At 55.8% G+C, this 17678-nt stretch carries 17 protein-coding genes; 14 read left to right on the top strand and 3 right to left on the bottom strand.

The window, feature by feature from the left end:
* Window positions 1–486: 486 nt before the first annotated feature.
* The 4 genes from VIJ98_RS16550 (at window position 487) to VIJ98_RS16535 (ending at window position 4172) form a co-directional block, all read left to right on the top strand.
* Complete coding sequence (locus VIJ98_RS16550; protein WP_008107195.1) at window positions 487–1908, top strand: cytochrome ubiquinol oxidase subunit I; 1422 nt, start codon at window positions 487–489, stop codon at window positions 1906–1908.
* A 1-nt stretch (window position 1909) separates the two neighbouring features.
* A complete protein-coding gene (gene cydB / locus VIJ98_RS16545) occupies window positions 1910–2914 on the top strand; it encodes a cytochrome d ubiquinol oxidase subunit II (protein ID WP_008107197.1) in 1005 nt (334 codons plus the stop codon).
* Between the two features lies 1 nt (window position 2915).
* Window positions 2916–3083, top strand: a complete 168-nt coding sequence (locus VIJ98_RS16540) for a DUF2474 domain-containing protein (protein WP_323275057.1) — start codon at window positions 2916–2918, stop codon at window positions 3081–3083.
* A 222-nt stretch (window positions 3084–3305) separates the two neighbouring features.
* Window positions 3306–4172, top strand: a complete 867-nt coding sequence (locus VIJ98_RS16535) for a helix-turn-helix domain-containing protein (protein ID WP_008107201.1) — start codon at window positions 3306–3308, stop codon at window positions 4170–4172.
* A gap of 194 nt (window positions 4173–4366) precedes the next feature.
* Here the strand turns inward: VIJ98_RS16535 and VIJ98_RS16530 are convergent, their stop codons facing one another.
* Complete coding sequence (locus VIJ98_RS16530; RefSeq protein WP_137386906.1) at window positions 4367–4423, bottom strand: SEC-C metal-binding domain-containing protein; 57 nt, start codon at window positions 4421–4423, stop codon at window positions 4367–4369.
* On the opposite strand from VIJ98_RS16530, the gene VIJ98_RS16525 reads away from it, so the two are divergent.
* The 3 genes from VIJ98_RS16525 to VIJ98_RS16515 all read left to right on the top strand — a co-directional run bounded on the left by VIJ98_RS16525 (window position 4424) and on the right by VIJ98_RS16515 (window position 6222).
* Window positions 4424–4567 carry a hypothetical protein gene (locus tag VIJ98_RS16525; RefSeq protein ID WP_162129952.1) on the top strand — a complete coding sequence of 48 codons (144 nt, stop codon included), beginning with the start codon at window positions 4424–4426 and terminating at the stop codon, window positions 4565–4567.
* A gap of 243 nt (window positions 4568–4810) precedes the next feature.
* Window positions 4811–5593, top strand: a complete 783-nt coding sequence (locus VIJ98_RS16520) for a siderophore-interacting protein (RefSeq protein WP_323275055.1) — start codon at window positions 4811–4813, stop codon at window positions 5591–5593.
* Window positions 5594–5682: 89 nt separating this feature from the next.
* Window positions 5683–6222 (top strand): PadR family transcriptional regulator, encoded by a 540-nt coding sequence (locus tag VIJ98_RS16515; protein WP_154155262.1) that lies wholly within the window; start codon window positions 5683–5685, stop codon window positions 6220–6222.
* A gap of 57 nt (window positions 6223–6279) precedes the next feature.
* Here the strand turns inward: VIJ98_RS16515 and VIJ98_RS16510 are convergent, their stop codons facing one another.
* Window positions 6280–6567, bottom strand: a complete 288-nt coding sequence (locus VIJ98_RS16510; RefSeq protein ID WP_154155265.1) for a SelT/SelW/SelH family protein — start codon at window positions 6565–6567, stop codon at window positions 6280–6282.
* 221 nt (window positions 6568–6788) lie between these two features.
* On the opposite strand from VIJ98_RS16510, the gene VIJ98_RS16505 reads away from it, so the two are divergent.
* From VIJ98_RS16505 to VIJ98_RS16480, 6 genes are all read left to right on the top strand, one after another.
* Complete coding sequence (locus VIJ98_RS16505) at window positions 6789–9122, top strand: TonB-dependent receptor domain-containing protein (protein WP_154155267.1); 2334 nt, start codon at window positions 6789–6791, stop codon at window positions 9120–9122.
* A gap of 48 nt (window positions 9123–9170) precedes the next feature.
* The gene (locus tag VIJ98_RS16500) at window positions 9171–10193 is read left to right on the top strand and encodes a ChuX/HutX family heme-like substrate-binding protein (protein WP_323275052.1); all 1023 of its coding nucleotides are present in this window, start codon (window positions 9171–9173) and stop codon (window positions 10191–10193) included.
* Window positions 10190–11011: a hemin ABC transporter substrate-binding protein gene (locus VIJ98_RS16495; RefSeq protein ID WP_323275050.1), complete on the top strand. Its 822-nt coding sequence runs from the start codon at window positions 10190–10192 to the stop codon at window positions 11009–11011. Before VIJ98_RS16500 ends, VIJ98_RS16495 begins: the two co-directional genes overlap by 4 nt.
* Window positions 11004–12002 carry an iron ABC transporter permease gene (locus VIJ98_RS16490; protein ID WP_154155273.1) on the top strand — a complete coding sequence of 333 codons (999 nt, stop codon included), beginning with the start codon at window positions 11004–11006 and terminating at the stop codon, window positions 12000–12002. Before VIJ98_RS16495 ends, VIJ98_RS16490 begins: the two co-directional genes overlap by 8 nt.
* Window positions 11999–12778: a heme ABC transporter ATP-binding protein gene (locus tag VIJ98_RS16485; protein WP_323275048.1), complete on the top strand. Its 780-nt coding sequence runs from the start codon at window positions 11999–12001 to the stop codon at window positions 12776–12778. The genes VIJ98_RS16490 and VIJ98_RS16485 overlap by 4 nt, the downstream gene beginning before the upstream one ends.
* Before the next feature lie 243 nt (window positions 12779–13021).
* Complete coding sequence (locus VIJ98_RS16480) at window positions 13022–14209, top strand: IS4 family transposase (protein ID WP_323275046.1); 1188 nt, start codon at window positions 13022–13024, stop codon at window positions 14207–14209.
* Between the two features lie 112 nt (window positions 14210–14321).
* On the opposite strand, the gene VIJ98_RS16475 is transcribed toward VIJ98_RS16480, so the two are convergent.
* The gene (locus tag VIJ98_RS16475; protein WP_110868031.1) at window positions 14322–15305 is read right to left on the bottom strand and encodes an MDR family oxidoreductase; all 984 of its coding nucleotides are present in this window, start codon (window positions 15303–15305) and stop codon (window positions 14322–14324) included.
* 208 nt (window positions 15306–15513) lie between these two features.
* Between VIJ98_RS16475 and VIJ98_RS16470 the strand changes: the two genes are divergently transcribed.
* A complete protein-coding gene (locus VIJ98_RS16470) occupies window positions 15514–17661 on the top strand; it encodes an ornithine decarboxylase (RefSeq protein WP_323275044.1) in 2148 nt (715 codons plus the stop codon).
* The last annotated feature ends 17 nt before the right edge of the window (window positions 17662–17678 follow it).

Genomic DNA, 17678 nt, shown 5'->3' with positions numbered 1-17678 from the left:
GCAGCAGGTTAACGTAACCACGTTTACATCACGTCACCAATAAGCAGCAGGAATTACGTTTTTCGTTTTAAATTAATTATCTTTTAATTAACAATTCTGATCATCCCGAGCTGTCCGGAAATATTTACATGCTCTAATGAGGAGCAGTAAATAACGCCTTTTTTCTGCGCACTAAAAAATAAATAAATGAAGTGGTTACCTGATAAGCACAGCGGGAATAAACGTAAAATAATAACAATATTGTCACAATGAGTGAGGGTGATTAACCTTAACATAGTGATTTTAAAGTATTAGTTTCTGCTGAAAACAATGATCGAAATCAAAAAACACTGTTATAGTTTTACCGACTTCCCCTGTATCTTTTCGTTCGCACCACTTCCTTTTACATTGGCGCGACATTTCTTTAAGCACGGCGAAATAACCGCTGCGCTCTGCTTGTTAATTATAAGTAAAAATTCGGTGTAATTTGTGGCAATGAGGTAAGCAATGTTTGGATTAGACGCCTTTCATCTGGCCAGGATTCAGTTCGCATTTACTGTTTCCTTCCATATTATCTTTCCAGCCATCACCATCGGTCTCGCCAGTTTCCTGGCGGTGCTTGAAGGGATGTGGCTGAAAACCCGTAACGAGACCTATCGCGATCTCTACCATTTCTGGTCGAAAGCTTTTGCCGTTAACTTCGGCATGGGCGTGGTATCCGGATTGGTGATGGCGTACCAGTTCGGTACTAACTGGAGTGGTTTCTCACAGTTTGCTGGCAGTATTACCGGCCCGCTGCTCACCTATGAAGTGTTAACCGCGTTCTTCCTTGAAGCGGGCTTCCTTGGCGTGATGCTGTTTGGCTGGAACCGCGTCGGTCCAGGCTTGCACTTCTTCGCAACCTGCATGGTCGCGCTCGGCACCATCTTCTCCACCTTCTGGATTCTGGCGTCGAACAGCTGGATGCATACGCCGCAGGGCTACATCATCCAGAACGGCATCGTGGTACCGGAAGATTGGCTGAAAATCATCTTCAACCCCTCGTTCCCTTATCGCTTGTTCCACATGTCGGTGGGTGCTTTCCTCGCCAGCGCCTTCTTTGTCGGCGCGTCGGGCGCATGGCATTTGCTGCGCGGTAACGACAATCCAGCGATTCGTAAGATGTTCTCGATGGCATTGTGGATGGCGCTGATTGTGGCACCGATTCAGGCAATGATCGGTGATGCGCACGGTCTGAACACCCTTGAGCATCAGCCAGCGAAAATCGCGGCAATTGAAGGACACTGGGAAAACAAGCCGGGTGAAGCCTCGCCGCTGATTCTGTTCGGTGTGCCGGATATGGAGCAGGAGCGTACCAAGTACGCGCTGGAAATCCCGTACCTCGGCAGCCTGATTCTGACGCATAGCCTCGACAAGCAGATCCCTGCGCTGAAGAGCTTCCCGAAAGAGGACCGTCCGAACTCCACCATCATCTTCTGGTCATTCCGCGTGATGGTGGCGCTGGGCCTGCTGATGATTACGCTCGGCGTGGTGTCTTTGTGGCTGCGCTTCAAAGGCCGTTTGTATCACTCGCGTCCGTTCCTGTGGTTCACGCTGCTGATGGGCCCATCGGGTTTGATTGCCATTCTGGCCGGCTGGTTTACTACCGAAATTGGGCGTCAGCCTTGGGTGGTTTATGGCGTGCAGCGCACCATTGATGCGGTCTCCGCGCATGGCGATATGCACATGAGCATCAGCCTGCTGGCGTTCATTCTGGTCTACTCGTCGGTGTTTGGTGTCGGTTACCTCTACATGATGCGTCTGATCAAAGAGGGTCCGGTGACCGGCGAAGGTAAAGAGGTTGATCACGGTGGTCCGGGTCAGCATCACACGCCAGCGCGTCCGTTGTCGGCGGCCAAAACCCATAGCGAAAAGAGTGGGGAGCACTAAGATGATCGACTTTTCAATTATCTGGTTTGCCATCATCGTGTTTGGCACCTTGATGTACATCGTGATGGATGGCTTCGATCTCGGCATTGGCCTGCTGTTGCCGTTTAACAAAGATCCCATCGAACGCGACATGATGGTTAACACCGTTGCTCCGGTTTGGGATGGCAACGAAACCTGGCTGGTGCTGGGCGGCGCGGCGCTGTACGGCGCGTTCCCGCTGGCATATTCGGTGCTGTTGGATGCGCTGTCGATTCCTTTGACGGCGATGCTGATTGGCCTGATCTTCCGTGGTGTCGCTTTTGAGTTCCGCTTTAAAGCTACGGTAGAACACCGTCCGTTCTGGGATAAGTCGTTTATTGCCGGTTCACTGCTGGCCACCTTCAGTCAGGGCGTGGCGGTTGGCGCCATCCTGAATGGTTTCCCGGTGGTTGGCCGTGAATATGCGGGTTCAGCGATGAGCTGGTTAGCGCCGTTCCCGCTGTTCTGCGGCGTTGGTCTGGTGATCGCCTATGCGCTGCTGGGTTGTACCTGGCTGATCATGAAAACCGAACACGACCTGCACCGTAAGATGTCTGCGCTGGCGACACCGCTGACGCTGACGCTGCTGCTGGTGGTGGGCATTATCAGTATCTGGACGCCGCTGACGCATGCGGATATCGCGCAGCGCTGGTTCTCGCGTCCGAACCTGTTCTGGTTCCTGCCGGTTCCGGTGCTGGTGGTGCTGTGTTCGTGGGGGATTGTGCGTGCCATCAAACGTGAAGCGCATTACTCGCCGTTCATCCTGACGCTGGCGCTGATTTTCCTTGGCTTCTCGGGCCTTGGCATCAGCATCTGGCCGAACATCATTCCACCGTCAATCACCATCTGGCAGGCGGCGTCTCCGGCGAGTAGCCAGGCGTTTATGCTGGTGGGCGGCTTGCTGATTATTCCGGTCATTCTGGGTTACACCTTCTGGAGTTACTACGTGTTCCGCGGAAAAATCAAAGCCGACGAAGGATACCATTGATATGAAAACCGAGGTCAGCAACATGAAAACTCACTCTGAAACGAAGATTCCGTGGTGGAAGCAGTTGATGAGGCTGGTGGTCATTTACGGCGCAAGCGTGCTGGCACTCGGTGTGGTGGCATCACTGTTTCGTATGATGATGACGGCAGCGGGCATGCGTTCGCATTGAGTTCCGGCATTAGCAGAACTCGCTGATATCACCGTAAGGTCGCCATTCATGGCGACCTTTTTCTTTTCTGCGATCAAAAAAACGTTAGTAACCTAAGCAATTAATGCTTTTCCCGCTTCGGTACGTTTACTCTTCCTTACGTTAGTAATACGTTTTTGTTATATTTATGTGACGAATAACGCAAATTCATTACGTTAACCACCTCATTCGACCATCAAAATCATGCTCAGCCTGAATGTAAAAAAACAGTACATCAACGATCTGGTGGACTGGATTGAAGCGAACCTGACCGACGAGCTCAACATCGATCTGATTACCCTGAAATCCGGTTACTCCAAATGGCACATGCAGCGCATGTTCAAAGAGATGACCGGGCAAACGCTGGCGTCCTACACGCGCAAACGTCGTCTGACCATGGCGGCGATGGCGCTGCGTTTGACCAGCATGCCGCTGATTGATATTGCGGTGCGCTTTGGCTTTGATAATCAGCAGAATTTTACCCGCGTGTTTAAAAGTCACTTCTCAATGACGCCGGGTGCCTATCGCCGCATTCCGGAGATGCTGATGAAGGATTTCCACAGCCGCATCTCCACGCAGCGTGAGTGGGTCAATGCGCGTCTGGCGCAGAAGCCGGAAATTCAGCTGTGTGGTGAAGTGATTGAGTGGGAATGTCGCTTCGGGGAGTACATCGATCACCACAACCATGTGGTGGCGCAGCACACGCGCGACTTCATCGCTTTTGCGGGTCAGCACGTGAATCGCGGCTGGCTGGGCTTCCAGTTCAGTCCGGGCGTACATTCAGCCGATCAGCAGCACATCAGCCTGTTCCAGGCATTGGAAAGTCAGTACGCCGATGTACTGCCGCGCAACGTGCAGAACTGGACCGGCGAAAGTGGTTTGTATGCGGAGATTGACTGGCACGGTGCACCGGAAGAGATCAACGCGTTCACCGCGGAGATTTACTACAACCACTTGCCAGCGCTAGGCGTAGCACGCCGTGCGGGCAAAGATCTGCTCAAGCTGGATCTGAAATACAGCACGCCCGATCTGCTGCAGGGCACCTTCTATATTCCGGTGGCGGATAAGTAATGCATAATTCGTGCGGTAAACCGTGACAAACCGCACGATTTTATAAACTCAAGGCGTTAATCGGCGTAAAATTCTTCATCGAAACCTGATTGGCCGCGTAAATCACCAGCCGCCACACATCAGGCTGGATAATCACCTGCATTTCTGGTCCATTCCGGGCCGCTATAGTGAACAGACAAAAAATTATGCGACTTCTACCGTTGTTCCTCATGACAGCGCTTGTAGCGTTTTCTTCGCTGGCAAGTGCACAGATGGCTGAGCCTTTTTCACCGCCGGGTGGACTGCATCCGCATCAACCCCATTGTGCGCAGCATGAAATTCTCGGCGACAATGTGCTGCCGAAACATAGCCAGGATGATGGCAGTTTCGTAACCTGCGGCAATCACCAGGCTTAATCTCGTCCCGCCACAAAATTCCCATCTGCTGCATCCTTTATGAAGGTCGTCATAAATGACGCCCCTACATTCGCACATGCCTCCCGTAGGGTCGCCATTCATGGCGACCTTTGCGATTGCGCGTACCATTCTGGCGACCAAACACACAGATAGCATTTTTCGGCATTGCATCGAAGATATATCATAACTATTCTCTCCTCATCAGATGAGAATGACTTTCACTATCTTTTAGGGAGACACCACTTGCAAACTACCCCTTCCGAACGCGCGCCACGCCGCGTGCGTAATGAACTGCGTTTCCGCCATATCACTGTGGCAAGTAAGACGCTGATTGCCGGTGAATTCTGGCGCATTGTTTTCAACGGCAGCGATCTGGCCGGCTTCAACTCGCCATCGTTTGACGATCACATCAAAGTGTTTTTCCCGGAACATGCTGGTGCCGAACTGGCGCTGCCGCAAATCACTGATGAAGGCATCGTTTGGCCGAATGGCGTGCGTCCTGCCGCGCGTGATTACACGCCGCTGGAATTTAACGGCGTCGATTCTCTGACCATCGATTTCTACATCCACGATGGCGGCGTTGCCAGCAGCTGGGCAAGCGAAGCCAAAGTGGGCGATCAAATTGCGATGGGCGGCCCGCGCGGTTCGTTGGTGATACCAACGGATTATGCCTGCCAGATTTACGTCTGTGATGAGACCGGTTTGCCGGCCTTTAAACGTCGTTACAGCGAAATCCAGGCGCAGGACATTCACCTGCTGGCCTATGCCGATGAAGCCACCGGGCGCGATTATCTCGGTGATCTGCCGAATGTGCAGGTGAGCTGGTTGGGAAGCGGCAGCATGCAGGCCGATAACCTGGCACCGATAACGGCGCAGCTGGATCAGATTGCGCTGCCCGCCACTGAATACTTCATCTGGCTGACCGGCGAGGGCGAAGCGGTGAAATCGCTGAGCGATTACTTCACCCTGGGACGCGGTGCAAATACCGATTTCGTGCGCGCCGTAGCTTATTGGCATCAGAAATAACGGTAATGCCGCGCGCGCTGCCGCCTGTGTTGAATTTTGCCAGGTGGCAGACTACTATCAACCTCCTTTAATTAGCGCTCAGGAAGGCAATGAAACAGCAGCGGGATTTTCCATGGCAGTCCGATCACGCACAGCGTACCGTCTGTGCAGGCGCACGTAAGAAGCGTCGGGAGCGGATGCTGGATGCCAGCGATATCCGCCTGTTAATGCTGCACTTTCTGGCTAACAGTTCTGCGCACGGTTATGAGCTGATCAAATCGGTTGAAGAGCTCTCAAAAGGGGAATATTCCCCGAGTCCCGGCATTATTTATCCCAACCTGACGCTGCTCGAAGAGATGGATGCGATTCGCGTGGTCGATGCGCAGGCATCACGAAAAGCCTATGCGCTGAATGAGAGCGGCGTGGCGTTGCTGGCGGAGAATCGTGACAATGTGGATGCGATTATCGAGCGCTTAACTTCGCTGGCGATTCTGGTGAATAACCGCAGCATTCCGCAGGTTGAGCAGGCGATTCACCTGATCAAACACACCTTGAATCATCGTCTGGCGCAGGAAGATATTTCTGCAGAGTCGCTGGAAATCGTGATTGAAGCGTTGCATCAGGCGGCCGAGAAAATCGCGAACAGTTAACGCCGAACGTAGGGTCGCCATTCATGGCGACCGTCCAGAAAACCGCACCAACCAAAATCAACTCTTCTTCTTATCCACATGCCCAAGCGCGCGATCCGGCCAGCAAACATCGCGCACGCGCTGCTTCAGCGCAGCCGCATCCGGGAAACCGCCTTCCTGCTTACGCTCCCAAATCACCTGACCATCAATGGTGATCTCAAACACGCCGCCGGTTCCCGGCTTGAGCGTCACTGCACTTAAATCCTCGGCAAACGTATGCAGCAGCTCCTGCGCCATCCAGGCGGAACGCAGCAGCCAGTTACATTGTGTGCAGTAATGAATGGTAATCGCTGGTTTTTGTGACATAACCTGTCTCGTTTAGATAATGAAGTTAACAAAATGTGCGGTCCAAGATACATCTTAGCTTACTGCTAGTTGATAATGATTACCACTTGCATTACATTCCTGTCGACATCATTTATTACATAAAATAAGTCCATATTTTTTTACGGTCTTTTAACCAAAGCCCGTACTTTCAGGCAGCAAGCAAGTGAGCGAATACTAACAATTAACCAGGTATTTCGCGCATGTCTTCACTCTTTCAGGGAACGGCCCAGCAACGTCTTTTCAAAGTTGCCATCTTATCTTCAGCCATTCATGCCGCTTGCAGCTTTGCCGCCAGCGACAGCACCAGCAATGAACCGGTTCTCACCGTCACCGCGCCAAAACAGCAGGCCGGTAATAAAACCACCATTACGGCACAAGAGCTGCAAAAACGCGGCGCGAATGATTTCGGTTCGATCATGCGTTATGAACCGCTGATCAGCGCCACCGGTTCGAGCGGCGGATCCTCTGCCGGCAAAAGCGGTTTCGACCGCGCGGGCTATACCGGTTACAACATTCGTGGCCTGGAGAGTAACCGCGTCGGCATGGATATCGACGGCATTCCGATTCCGGATGCCACCGGACGTCCTTACGTCAGCCGCACCGGCAACAACACCTTTGGTATTGGCCGCGATTACATCGATCCCTACATGTTTGGCAGCGTTGATATCGAGAAGGGCGCCACGGCGGTGGATCAGCCGAATACCTCGATTGGCGGTAACGTCTCGTTCCATAACAAAAGCGCCGACGATTACCTTAGTAGCGACAAAAATACTTACTTCGGTTATCAGAGCGGTTACGACTCATCGAATCGTAGCTGGCACAACGGCATCACTGCCGCCGCCGGCGATGACGAGTTGCGTGGCCTGTTTGTTTACAGTCGTCGCGATGGTCAGGAGACCGAGAACAACAGCGGCGTGATCGATGCTTATCCGGCCAACTGGCACTCGGACGCCTTTATGACCTCCGGTATCTGGCAGCCGAACGATCAACATAAGCTGAGCGCTACTTTCGATTACTATCACAAAACCAATCACAGCCATTACGACACCTGGGACACCAGCGGCAACACCGTTTGGGGCACCGCGCAGCAGCAGAGTGATACGCGCCGCTGGGGCATCAATCTGGCGGATGAGTGGACGCCGTACAACGACTTTATCGATACGCTGACCACGCGCCTTTACTGGCAGCAAACGCAGGCGCACGACAATACCTATTTGCCAACCAGTGCCAGCCAGTACGGCTTTGTTTACTCTGATTTCAACGTCGATACCTACGGTTTCGACACGCGCGGCACCAAAACGCTGGGCCGCCATGAGCTGAGTGCCGGTGTCAACGCGCGCCTGGATAACAGCGAGCGTCCATTCCGTCAGGAACCAACGCCGAGCACCTTCAGCGCCATCACGCAGCCGCAGTCTGACAGCCGCACCTTCGCTGTGGCGGGTTACCTGCAAGATAAGATCAATTTCGATCTTAATAGCCACAACTTCGCGGTCATTCCCGGCGTACGCGTGATGTATCAAAGCACCAAACCCAAGGATCTGGGCGATCTGACTAACGGCAGCACAGTGCTGACCGAAGAGCAGGTTGATGCGCTGTACGGCAAAACCAACTCCGATACGCAGGTGCTGCCATCGCTGACCTTCCAGTACGACTTAACGCCAGCGTTGACCACCTATCTGCAATACAAACGCGGCGTGCAGTTCCCTACCACCAGCCAACTGTATGGTTCATGGAACCTTGGCTCCAGCTATGCGGGGAGCGCGCAGTATGCGCTGATTGGTAACACCGATCTGAAAACCGAAACCAGCAACAACTTCGAGTGGGGCCTGAAAGGCCAGGCGACAGAAGGCGTAACGGTTAACACTTCGGTGTTCTACAACCAGTACAAAAACTTCATCGCTTACACCCGCTATCGTCGCTCGGCCAATCCGGAGATGTTCGTTAACGTACCGAGCAACATCTACACCAGCTATCAGGCTGAAAACCGCGATAAGGCCTACATTTATGGTGCTGAGATCTCAACCAAAGTGAATTACGGCACCTGGTTCCCGCAAGTGGATGGCCTGAGCAGCACCTTTGCGCTGGGCTATAACGAAGGTAAATCGAAGTCCAGCTACGCCGGTGACAAGTACATCGATCTCGATAGCGTCGCGCCACTGAAAGCGATTGTTGGCCTGGCGTGGGATGACAAAGCGCGCGGCTACGGCGCAGCGCTGACCGCCACCTTCGTGAAAGGCAAACAGGCCACGGCGACCAACCGCGAAAGCTACACCAACACCGGCACGGCAATCACTGATTCCACCTCGGAATATATGCGCGTACCGGGTTACGGCATGGTGGATGCGACGGCTTACTGGCAGGCGACGAAAAACGTCAAGCTGAGCGGCGGCATCTACAACATTACCGATCGCAAATACTGGGATTACACCAGCAGCCGCACGCTGACCAGCAGCAATGCCCAGGAACGCAACGACATCAACCTGGCCGTAATGCCAGGCCGCACCTTCCAGCTGGGTGTAAACGTCGATTTCTAATCACTTTTCGCCCTGCGGCAGCGCAGGGCATTTTCATGGAGCAAGGCAATGAACCCACGTTACGATCACTATCTGGCGCTGAAAGGCGAGCATCCGAAAAAGTACGCCCGCGATCTCGCGGCATTGATGGGCATTGGCGAAGCGCAGCTGTGTGAAGCGCGTGTCGGCCATGATGCAAAAGTGTTAAAAGCTGATTTCCCTGCGCTGCTGGCGGCACTGGCGGCGGTAGGTGAAACCAAAAGCATTACCCGCAATGAATATGCAGTCCACGAGCAGGTGGGCAAATATGAAAATCTGCACCTCGGCGAACACGCCGGACTGATTCTCAACCCGCGTGCGCTCGATCAGCGCCTGTTCCCGAGTCAGTGGCACAGCGCGTTCTTCCTGCGGGAGCAGAGCGCTCATGGAGAACGTCAATGCATCCAGATTTTTGATCGCCACGCTGATGCGGTGCTGAAAATCTACACCACCGACAACACTGATATGGCCGCGTGGGATGCGCTGATTGCGGAGTTCGTGCAAGAGAACGCGGCGGCGTTAGATCCGCAACCCGCCAGCGCGCCACAATACAGCAGTGCGATTGATGCCAGCAAAGTGGAAGCCGAATGGCGCGCCATCACCGATGTGCATCAGTTCTTTGGTTTGCTAAAGCGTCACAACATCTCGCGCCCGCAGGCGTTCCGCGCGGTGGCGGACGATCTGGCACGCCAGGTGAGCAATGACGCGCTGGCGCAGTTGCTGGATCTGGCGCAGCAGGATGGCAACGAAATCATGATTTTCATCGGTAACCGTGGCTGCACGCAGATCTTTACCGGCGCGGTAGAGAAGCTGATGCCGATGGATAACTGGATCAACATCTTCAATCCCACCTTCACGCTGCATTTGATGGCGGATCACATCAGCGAAAGTTGGGTGACGCGCAAACCGAGCGGCGACGGCTTCGTCACCAGTCTGGAACTGTTTGCCGCCGACGGCACGCAGATCGCGCAGCTGTACGGTCAGCGCAGCGAAGGCACGCCGGAGCAGGCACGCTGGCGTGAGCAGGTGATGTCGCTGGAGGCGTTAGCATGAAAAAACTTCTGTTGCTGCTGACTGCGCTGGCACTGCCCGCTGTAGCGGCCGAGCGGGTGATTTCGATTGGCGGCGACGTCACGCAGATCATCTACGCATTGGATGCGCAGCAGGATCTGGTGGCGCGAGACAGCACCAGCCAGCATCCGGCGCAGGCCAACAAGCTGCCGGATGTCGGTTATATGCGTCAGCTAAATGCCGAAGGGATTCTGGCGCTGAAACCGACGCTGGTGCTGAGCAGCGAGCTGGCAAAACCGTCGCTGGTATTGCAGCAGGTGGAGCAGGCGGGCGTGAAGGTGGTGGATGTCACCGGCAAAAACAGCCTCGACGCCATCCCGGAAAAAATCGCCACCATCGGCAAGGCGCTGCATCGTGAAGATGAAGCCAACGCGTTGATTGAAAAGGTCAATAAACAGCGCGCGCAGATTCCGCAACAATCTTTGCCAGTTAAAGTGCTGTTTATCATGGCGCACGGCGGCATGCGCACCCAGGCGGCAGGCGCGCAAACCGGCGCGGACGGCGCGATTCGCAGCGCCGGTCTGATCAACGCGATGGCGGCGGTGCCGCACTATCAGCAGCTGTCGCAGGAAGGTGTGGTCGCAGCCGCACCGGATTTGATCGTGGTGGGTGAAGATGGTCTGCGTACGCTGGGCGGCGAAGAGAAAGTGTGGTCGCTGCCCGGTTTGGCATTGACGCCAGCCGGTCAGCATCGCGCTTTGCTGGTGGTTGATGAGATGGCGCTGCTGAGCTTTGGCCTTGATACACCGGGCGCGATTGTGAAGTTGCGCCGTGCCGCTGAAGCTGTAAAACATGACTAATGCATCGGTGATGCGCTGGCTGCTGTTGATGGCCATCAGCACGCTGATATTAATGCTGCTGGCCGCCAACTTCGGCGCGATGCCGCTTTCAATGCGCACCTTGCTGCGTGCGCCGCTGAGCGATATGGCGTGGCAAATCTGGATCAACATCCGTCTGCCGCGCGTGCTGCTGGCGGTGTTGCTCGGCATGGCGCTGGCGGTATCCGGCGCGGTGATGCAGGGATTGTTTCGCAATCCGCTGGCCGATCCCGGTTTGCTCGGCATCAGCAGCGGAGCGGGGTTGGCGGTGGCGATATCGATTGTCATCCCGCTCGGCTTGCCGCCGCTGCTGGCGCTGTGGCTGCCAACTCTCGCTGCCTTTATGGGCAGTTTGGTGGTGACGCTGCTGATCTTCAGTTTTAGCCGTCTGGCGCTGGGCAATCTCTCGCGCCTACTGTTGGTCGGCATCGCCATCAATGCCTTGTGCGGTGCGGCGGTTGGCGTGCTGTCGTGGCTGAGTAACGATCAACAGCTACGTCAGCTGGCGCTGTGGGGCATGGGCAGTTTGAGCGCGGCGCAGTGGCCGAGTTTGCTGGTGTGCGCAGTGCTGATTCTGCCGGCATTGATGGCGATTCAGCTGCGCGCGCGTCGTCTCAACTTGCTGCAACTCGGCGAAGAAGACGCGCATTACATGGGCATCGACGTTAAGCGCACGCAGCGTCAACTGCTGGTGCTGAGCGCGTTGCTGGTGGGCACCGCCGTCGCGGTGAGCGGCATTATCGGCTTTGTCGGTCTAGTGGTGCCGCACCTGATGCGCTTTTGTCTCGGCAGCGATCATCGCTGGATGCTGCCGGGTTCGGCGCTGGCTGGCGCGATTTTACTGCTGCTGGCCGATACGCTGGCGCGCACGGTGGTGGTGCCGGCGGAAATGCCGGTTGGCTTATTAACCAGCCTGCTGGGCGGTCCGTGGTTTCTCTGGCTGATTCTGCGTGAGCCCAAGGGGGATGAATGAGTGACTGCATGCAGGCGCGCGGCCTGCGTTTTAGCCACGGCTCACGCGCCTTGATCGACGACGTTTCCCTGATTTTACAGCCTGGCGAAATGATCGCGCTGATCGGCCCCAACGGCGCGGGGAAATCCACGCTGCTGCGTTTGCTCACCGGGTTTCTCACGCCTGAAGCGGGTGAATGCTGGCTCGGCGATCGACCGCTAAACAGCTGGCCGCGCGAACCGCTGGCGCAGCGCCGCGCGGTGATGCGTCAGCAAAATAGCGTGAGTTTTCCACTGCCTGCCGCCGATGTGGTGGCGATGGGCCGTGCGCCCTGGCCGGGCATTAAATCTAAAGCGGTAATCGAAGAGGTGATGCAGATTACCGGCAGCTTTGAGCTGGCAAAGCGTGATTATCGATCGCTTTCCGGTGGTGAACAGCAACGCGTGCAGCTGGCGCGCGTTCTGGCTCAGCTGTGGCACGATGATGGCCCGCGCGGCTGGCTGTTTCTTGACGAACCCACTTCCGCACTGGATCTGTTCTGGCAGCAGCACAGTTTGCGCTTGCTGCATCGCCTGACGCGCAACGGGCGCTTCAGCGTCTGTACCGTGCTGCACGATCTTAATCTCGCGTCGCTGTGGTCGGATCGCGTGCTGTTGCTGCATCAGGGCAAGCTGGTGGCGGAAGGCGCGCCGCATGAAGTAATGACTGAACACACACTGACGCGTTGGTATCAGGCGGAGCTGGATGTGGTGATGCAGGATGAGAAGGGCAGGCCGCAGATTCAGTTACGTGCATGATGTTTCGTAGGGTGGGCATTTATGCCCACCAGGCCGCGATTGATGTGTACAAGGTCGCCATGAATGGCGACCCTACGTGCAGGGTTTTGTAGGGTGGGCATTTATGCCCACCAGGCCGTGATTAATGTGTATAAGGTCGCCATGAATGGCGACCCTACGTGCTGATGAATCCCCACAAAAACGACGCAGGCACAGTGGAAAAATGATCTAATTATTGCGCCAACAAAAAATAAGATCGCCACTATGCCTGCTTCCGCATTTTGCCATAAATTTTTACGGGAATCTTTAGCCAGCACCCATCAGTATCGTCGTAACGCCCTCACTGATATGACGATTTCCCTGACCCGCGGTGCTTCCCTCAATCTGACCAGCATTGGTCGCTCTCTTGCGGGTGATGCCCGCGTTAAGCACAAAATCAAACGCGTTGACCGCCTTATGGGGAATGCCGCCCTCCACCGGGAGGTGCCCGCGCTGTCACGCGACATTATCTGCTGGCTTATCCGGGACATGAAGGAGTGCGTCATTGCCGTGGACTGGAGCGCCTGGCCGACTCAGTCCTTCAGCCTTTTGCGTGCCAGCCTGCTGGCGGATGGACGCGCCATCCCGCTGCTGAGCCTCATCGCAGAAGGCGATAAGCTGGGAAATCCCGACCTTCAGAACCGTTTTCTGGACGACCTGGCCGGGTGCCTGGGAGACAGGAAAGTGACCATCGTCACCGATGCCGGGTTCCGCCGCGAGTGGTTTAACCGCGTTCAGTCGCACGGATGGCACTTCATCGGCCGGCTCAGGGGCAACGGCGTTCTGAAGCTGGCCGGAACGGAAGAGTGGGTAACGCCGGGTCAGCTAAAAGCCGGCACAACGCCGCGCTGTGCTGGTGCGGCCCGGCTGACGCGATATAAAAAATCACCGGCTTACGGCTTCGTGCACGTTCATAAGAGAGCACCCAAAAATCGTCACGGAAAGAAAAGCCGGGATCGTTTTTTTTACACGCGCGAAGAGGCAAACCAGAGTCGCCTGGCCCGTGAGCCGTGGGTGCTGTTTACCAGCGATGCGGAGCTGAAGTCACGGACGGTAATGAAGCTTTACAGCCGGAGAATGCAGATAGAGCAGAACTTCCGGGATGAAAAGAGTGAACGTTACGGTATGGGGCTGAGAAGCAGCTTCAGCCGGAGTGTGGAAAGGATGTCAGTGCTGAACCTGCTGTCGACGCTGTGCAGCATCTTACTGTGGCTGATGGGCTACGCGCTTGAAAGAAAAGGCGAGCACCGGTTTTATCAGGCGAACACGGTGCAACACCGGCGAGTACTGTCATACCTTACGCTGGCAAGAAATGCGATAAGGCACAACGCGGCAGGGATTAGTCTGCTGGATATAGAAACGGTGCGAGCCGAACTATCAGCGAGTTACAGGAATATCGTCTATGTGTATTAACGATATTCCTGGGGATCCCTCAGCCCTACGTGCAGGGTTTTGTAGGGTGGGCATTTATGCCCACCAGGCCGCGATTCATGTGTACAAGGTCGCCATGAATGGCGACCGCTACTCAGCGGCAATCGACGATCAAACGTCCGCGTACTTTACCCGCCAGCAGCTGCTCAGCACCTTCACGCGCTTCGCTCAGCGGAATCACCTTGGTTAACTGCTGCAATAGGTCGCCATCCACCAGTTCCGCCAGTCGCTGCCACGCCTGCTGACGCAGCGGTTTGGCGCACATCACGCTATCTACGCCCGCCAGCACTACGCCACGCAGAATGAACGGCGCGACGCTGGTCGGCAGATCCAAACCCTGCGCCATACCGCACGCCGCTACTACGCCATCGCGCTTGATGCCCGCTAACACATTGGCCAGCGTGTGGCTGCCAACGCTATCAATCGCCGCCGCCCAGCGCTCTTTTGCCAGCGGTTTGCCCGGCTCGCTCAGCTCTGCACGATCGATAATCGATGTAGCGCCAAGCGTGTTGATCAGGTAATCGCTATCGCTGGCGCGACCGCTGGAAGCAATAACCTCATAGCCGAGACGCGCCAGTAAGCTGACGCTGAAACTGCCAACGCCGCCGCTCGCGCCCGTCACCAAAACCGGGCCGTGCTGCGGCGTGATGCCCTGTTTTTCCAGCGCCAGCACGCACAGCATGGCGGTGAAGCCAGCTGTGCCAATCGCCATGGTTTGTAGCGGGCTCAGTGCGGCAGGCACTTTCACCAGCCAGTCGCCCGAGACGCTGGCTTTCTGCGCCAGCCCGCCCCAATGTTTTTCGCCTACGCCCCAGCCGGTGAGCAGCGCCACATCGTCCTGCTGCCATTCGGCATGGCGGCTGCTGATCACCCGGCCAACAAAATCGATGCCCGGTACCATCGGGAATTGCCGCACAATCGGGCCTTTGTTGCAGATGGCGAGCGCGTCTTTGTAGTTGAGCGTGGAGTAGCTTACTTCGAGGGTGACATCCTGATCGGGCAGTTGTTTTTCTGACAGATCTTTCAGGGATGTGCGGTATCCCTGTTCATCATTTTCAATGACCAATGCCTTGAACATGCAGCCTCCGGCTGGTTGAGGAAAGTGGGGTAATAGTACTCCTTTTTTTGCCTTACCCAACCCTTACCCGCCGCGGGTTGTTCCCGCAAAAAAAAGATGACATTATTGCGCCCCAGTTAGTGATCAACTCCCAGATTTACTTCGCCGAGGAAACCTCCTCATTGCTGTGCCATCGGCACCCACTCATCCTCTCTCAGGGATTTGTGTTATGAACCCATTGAAAATTGCTGCCAGCGTTGCTGTAGCGCCAACCCTTAGTCTGAACACTGCGCGCGACGTGGTGACGCTGGACAATACCGACTTTACCGATGTCGCTGCGGTCGTGATCACCTTGTCGGACACGCGCAGTGGCGTGCTGACGCTGTTACGCAAAATCGGCTTTAATCTGCCGGTGTTTGTCGCCAATGCGTTCGATGAAGAAGTGCTGAAGCTGCCTGGCGTCACCGGTGAAATTAACGGCGCGCCCGAAGAGTGGGACGCGCTAGAGGACGCTGCGCAGGCCTATGAAGCCGAGTTGCTGCCACCGTTCTTCGACACGCTAACGCGCTACGTCGATATGCAGAACAGCACGTTTGCCTGTCCGGGACATCAGGGCGGCGCTTTCTTCCTCAAACATCCAGCGGGACGTCAGTTCTATGAGTTCTACGGCGAGAACGTCTTCCGTTCGGATATGTGCAACGCCGACGTTAAGCTCGGCGATCTGCTGATCCACGAAGGCTCAGCCAAAGATGCTCAGAAGTTCGCGGCGAAAGTGTTTAACGCCGACAAAACCTACTTCGTGCTCAACGGCACGTCCAGCGCCAACAAAGTGGTGACCAACGCGCTGCTGACGCGCGGCGATCTGGTGCTGTTTGACCGCAACAACCACAAATCCAACCATCATGGCGCGCTGATTCAGGCGGGCGCAACGCCGGTGTATCTGGAAGCGGCGCGTAATCCGTTTGGCTTTATCGGTGGCATTGATGCGCACTGTTTTGACGATGCTTATCTGCGTGAAGAAATCGCCAAAGTGGCACCCGAGCGCGCCAACGATCAGCGACCTTTCCGCCTGGCGATTATTCAGCTCGGCACCTACGACGGCACGGTGTACAACGCACGTCAGGTGGTCGATCGCATCGGTCATCTGTGCGATTACATCCTGTTCGATTCGGCGTGGGTTGGCTACGAGCAATTTATCCCGCTGATGGCCGGCTGCTCGCCGCTGACGCTGGAGTTGAACGAGAACGATCCGGGCATCTTTGTCACGCAGTCGGTGCACAAGCAGCTGGCCGGTTTCTCACAGACGTCGCAAATTCACAAGAAAGACAATCACATCCGTGGGCAGAAACGTTTCTGTCCGCACAAGCGCCTCAACAATGCGTTTATGCTGCACGCCTCAACCAGCCCGTTCTATCCGCTGTTTGCTGCGCTGGATATCAACGCCCGCATGCATAAAGGTGAGGCGGGACGCAGCATGTGGCACGAGTGCGTCACCATCGGCATTGATGCGCGCAAAGCGATTCTGGAACGTTGCGAGATGATCCAGCCGTTCCTGCCGGAGAAAGTGCACGGCAAACTGTGGCAAGCGGCGGAAACGGAAGCTATCGCCGCCGATCCCGCTTACTTCAGTCTGGAACCGGGCGCGAAGTGGCACGGCTTTGAAGGTTACGCGCAACAACAGTATCTGGTTGATCCGTGCAAGCTGCTGCTTACCACGCCGGGCATTGACGCCGCCAGCGGTGAGTACACCAGCTTCGGGATTCCAGCGACTATTCTGGCCAACTATCTGCGCGAGAACGGCATCGTGCCGGAGAAGTGCGACCTCAACTCGATTCTGTTCCTGCTGACACCAGCGGAAACGCCGGAGAAGATGGCGCATCTGGTGGCGATGCTGGTGCAGTTTGAGCAGCACGTGCGCGAGGATGCGCTGCTGGCGGAAGTGCTGCCGAGCGTGTATCGCAAGAATATCGATCGCTACAAAGGTTACACGCTGCGCCGCTTGTGTCAGGAGATGCACGATCTCTACGTCAGTTTCGATGTGAAGGATCTGCAGAAAGCGATGTTCCGTTCAGCCTGCTTCCCGCCGGTGAAAGTGAATCCGCAGGATGCGCATCAGGCCTATATTCGTGGCGAAGTGGAGCTGGTGCCGATTGCCAAAGCCGAAGGGCGCATTGCGGCCGAAGGCGCCTTGCCGTATCCACCAGGCGTGCTGTGCGTGGTGCCAGGCGAAGTGTGGGGCGGCGCGGTGCAGCGTTATTTCCTCGCGCTGGAAGAGGGCATCAACCTGCTGCCGGGCTTCTCGCCGGAGCTGCAAGGGGTTTACACCGAAGAAGATGAGAGCGGGCGTTTGTGTTTAGTGGCGAATATGATGGTGTGAGATTTGATTCGTCATTA

The sequence above is a fragment of the Pantoea sp. S18 genome (assembly GCF_045689705.1).
GTDB lineage: Bacteria > Pseudomonadota > Gammaproteobacteria > Enterobacterales > Enterobacteriaceae > Pantoea > Pantoea symbiotica.
This window is presented reverse-complemented; position numbering and strand designations above follow the sequence as displayed.

What these genes read in the sequence shown, in the direction of transcription:
- VIJ98_RS16550 (WP_008107195.1), top strand. Translation starts at nt 487, where the DNA reads ATGTTTGGATTAGACGCCTTTCATCTGGCCAGGATTCAGTTCGCATTT.
- cydB (WP_008107197.1), top strand. Translation starts at nt 1,910, where the DNA reads ATGATCGACTTTTCAATTATCTGGTTTGCCATCATCGTGTTTGGCACC.
- VIJ98_RS16540 (WP_323275057.1), top strand. Translation starts at nt 2,916, where the DNA reads ATGAAAACCGAGGTCAGCAACATGAAAACTCACTCTGAAACGAAGATT.
- VIJ98_RS16535 (WP_008107201.1), top strand. Translation starts at nt 3,306, where the DNA reads ATGCTCAGCCTGAATGTAAAAAAACAGTACATCAACGATCTGGTGGAC.
- VIJ98_RS16525 (WP_162129952.1), top strand. Translation starts at nt 4,424, where the DNA reads ATGGCTGAGCCTTTTTCACCGCCGGGTGGACTGCATCCGCATCAACCC.
- VIJ98_RS16515 (WP_154155262.1), top strand. Translation starts at nt 5,683, where the DNA reads ATGAAACAGCAGCGGGATTTTCCATGGCAGTCCGATCACGCACAGCGT.
- VIJ98_RS16510 (WP_154155265.1), bottom strand. Translation starts at nt 6,567, where the DNA reads ATGTCACAAAAACCAGCGATTACCATTCATTACTGCACACAATGTAAC.
- VIJ98_RS16505 (WP_154155267.1), top strand. Translation starts at nt 6,789, where the DNA reads ATGTCTTCACTCTTTCAGGGAACGGCCCAGCAACGTCTTTTCAAAGTT.
- VIJ98_RS16500 (WP_323275052.1), top strand. Translation starts at nt 9,171, where the DNA reads ATGAACCCACGTTACGATCACTATCTGGCGCTGAAAGGCGAGCATCCG.
- VIJ98_RS16495 (WP_323275050.1), top strand. Translation starts at nt 10,190, where the DNA reads ATGAAAAAACTTCTGTTGCTGCTGACTGCGCTGGCACTGCCCGCTGTA.
- VIJ98_RS16490 (WP_154155273.1), top strand. Translation starts at nt 11,004, where the DNA reads ATGACTAATGCATCGGTGATGCGCTGGCTGCTGTTGATGGCCATCAGC.
- VIJ98_RS16485 (WP_323275048.1), top strand. Translation starts at nt 11,999, where the DNA reads ATGAGTGACTGCATGCAGGCGCGCGGCCTGCGTTTTAGCCACGGCTCA.
- VIJ98_RS16480 (WP_323275046.1), top strand. Translation starts at nt 13,022, where the DNA reads ATGCCTGCTTCCGCATTTTGCCATAAATTTTTACGGGAATCTTTAGCC.
- VIJ98_RS16475 (WP_110868031.1), bottom strand. Translation starts at nt 15,305, where the DNA reads ATGTTCAAGGCATTGGTCATTGAAAATGATGAACAGGGATACCGCACA.
- VIJ98_RS16470 (WP_323275044.1), top strand. Translation starts at nt 15,514, where the DNA reads ATGAACCCATTGAAAATTGCTGCCAGCGTTGCTGTAGCGCCAACCCTT.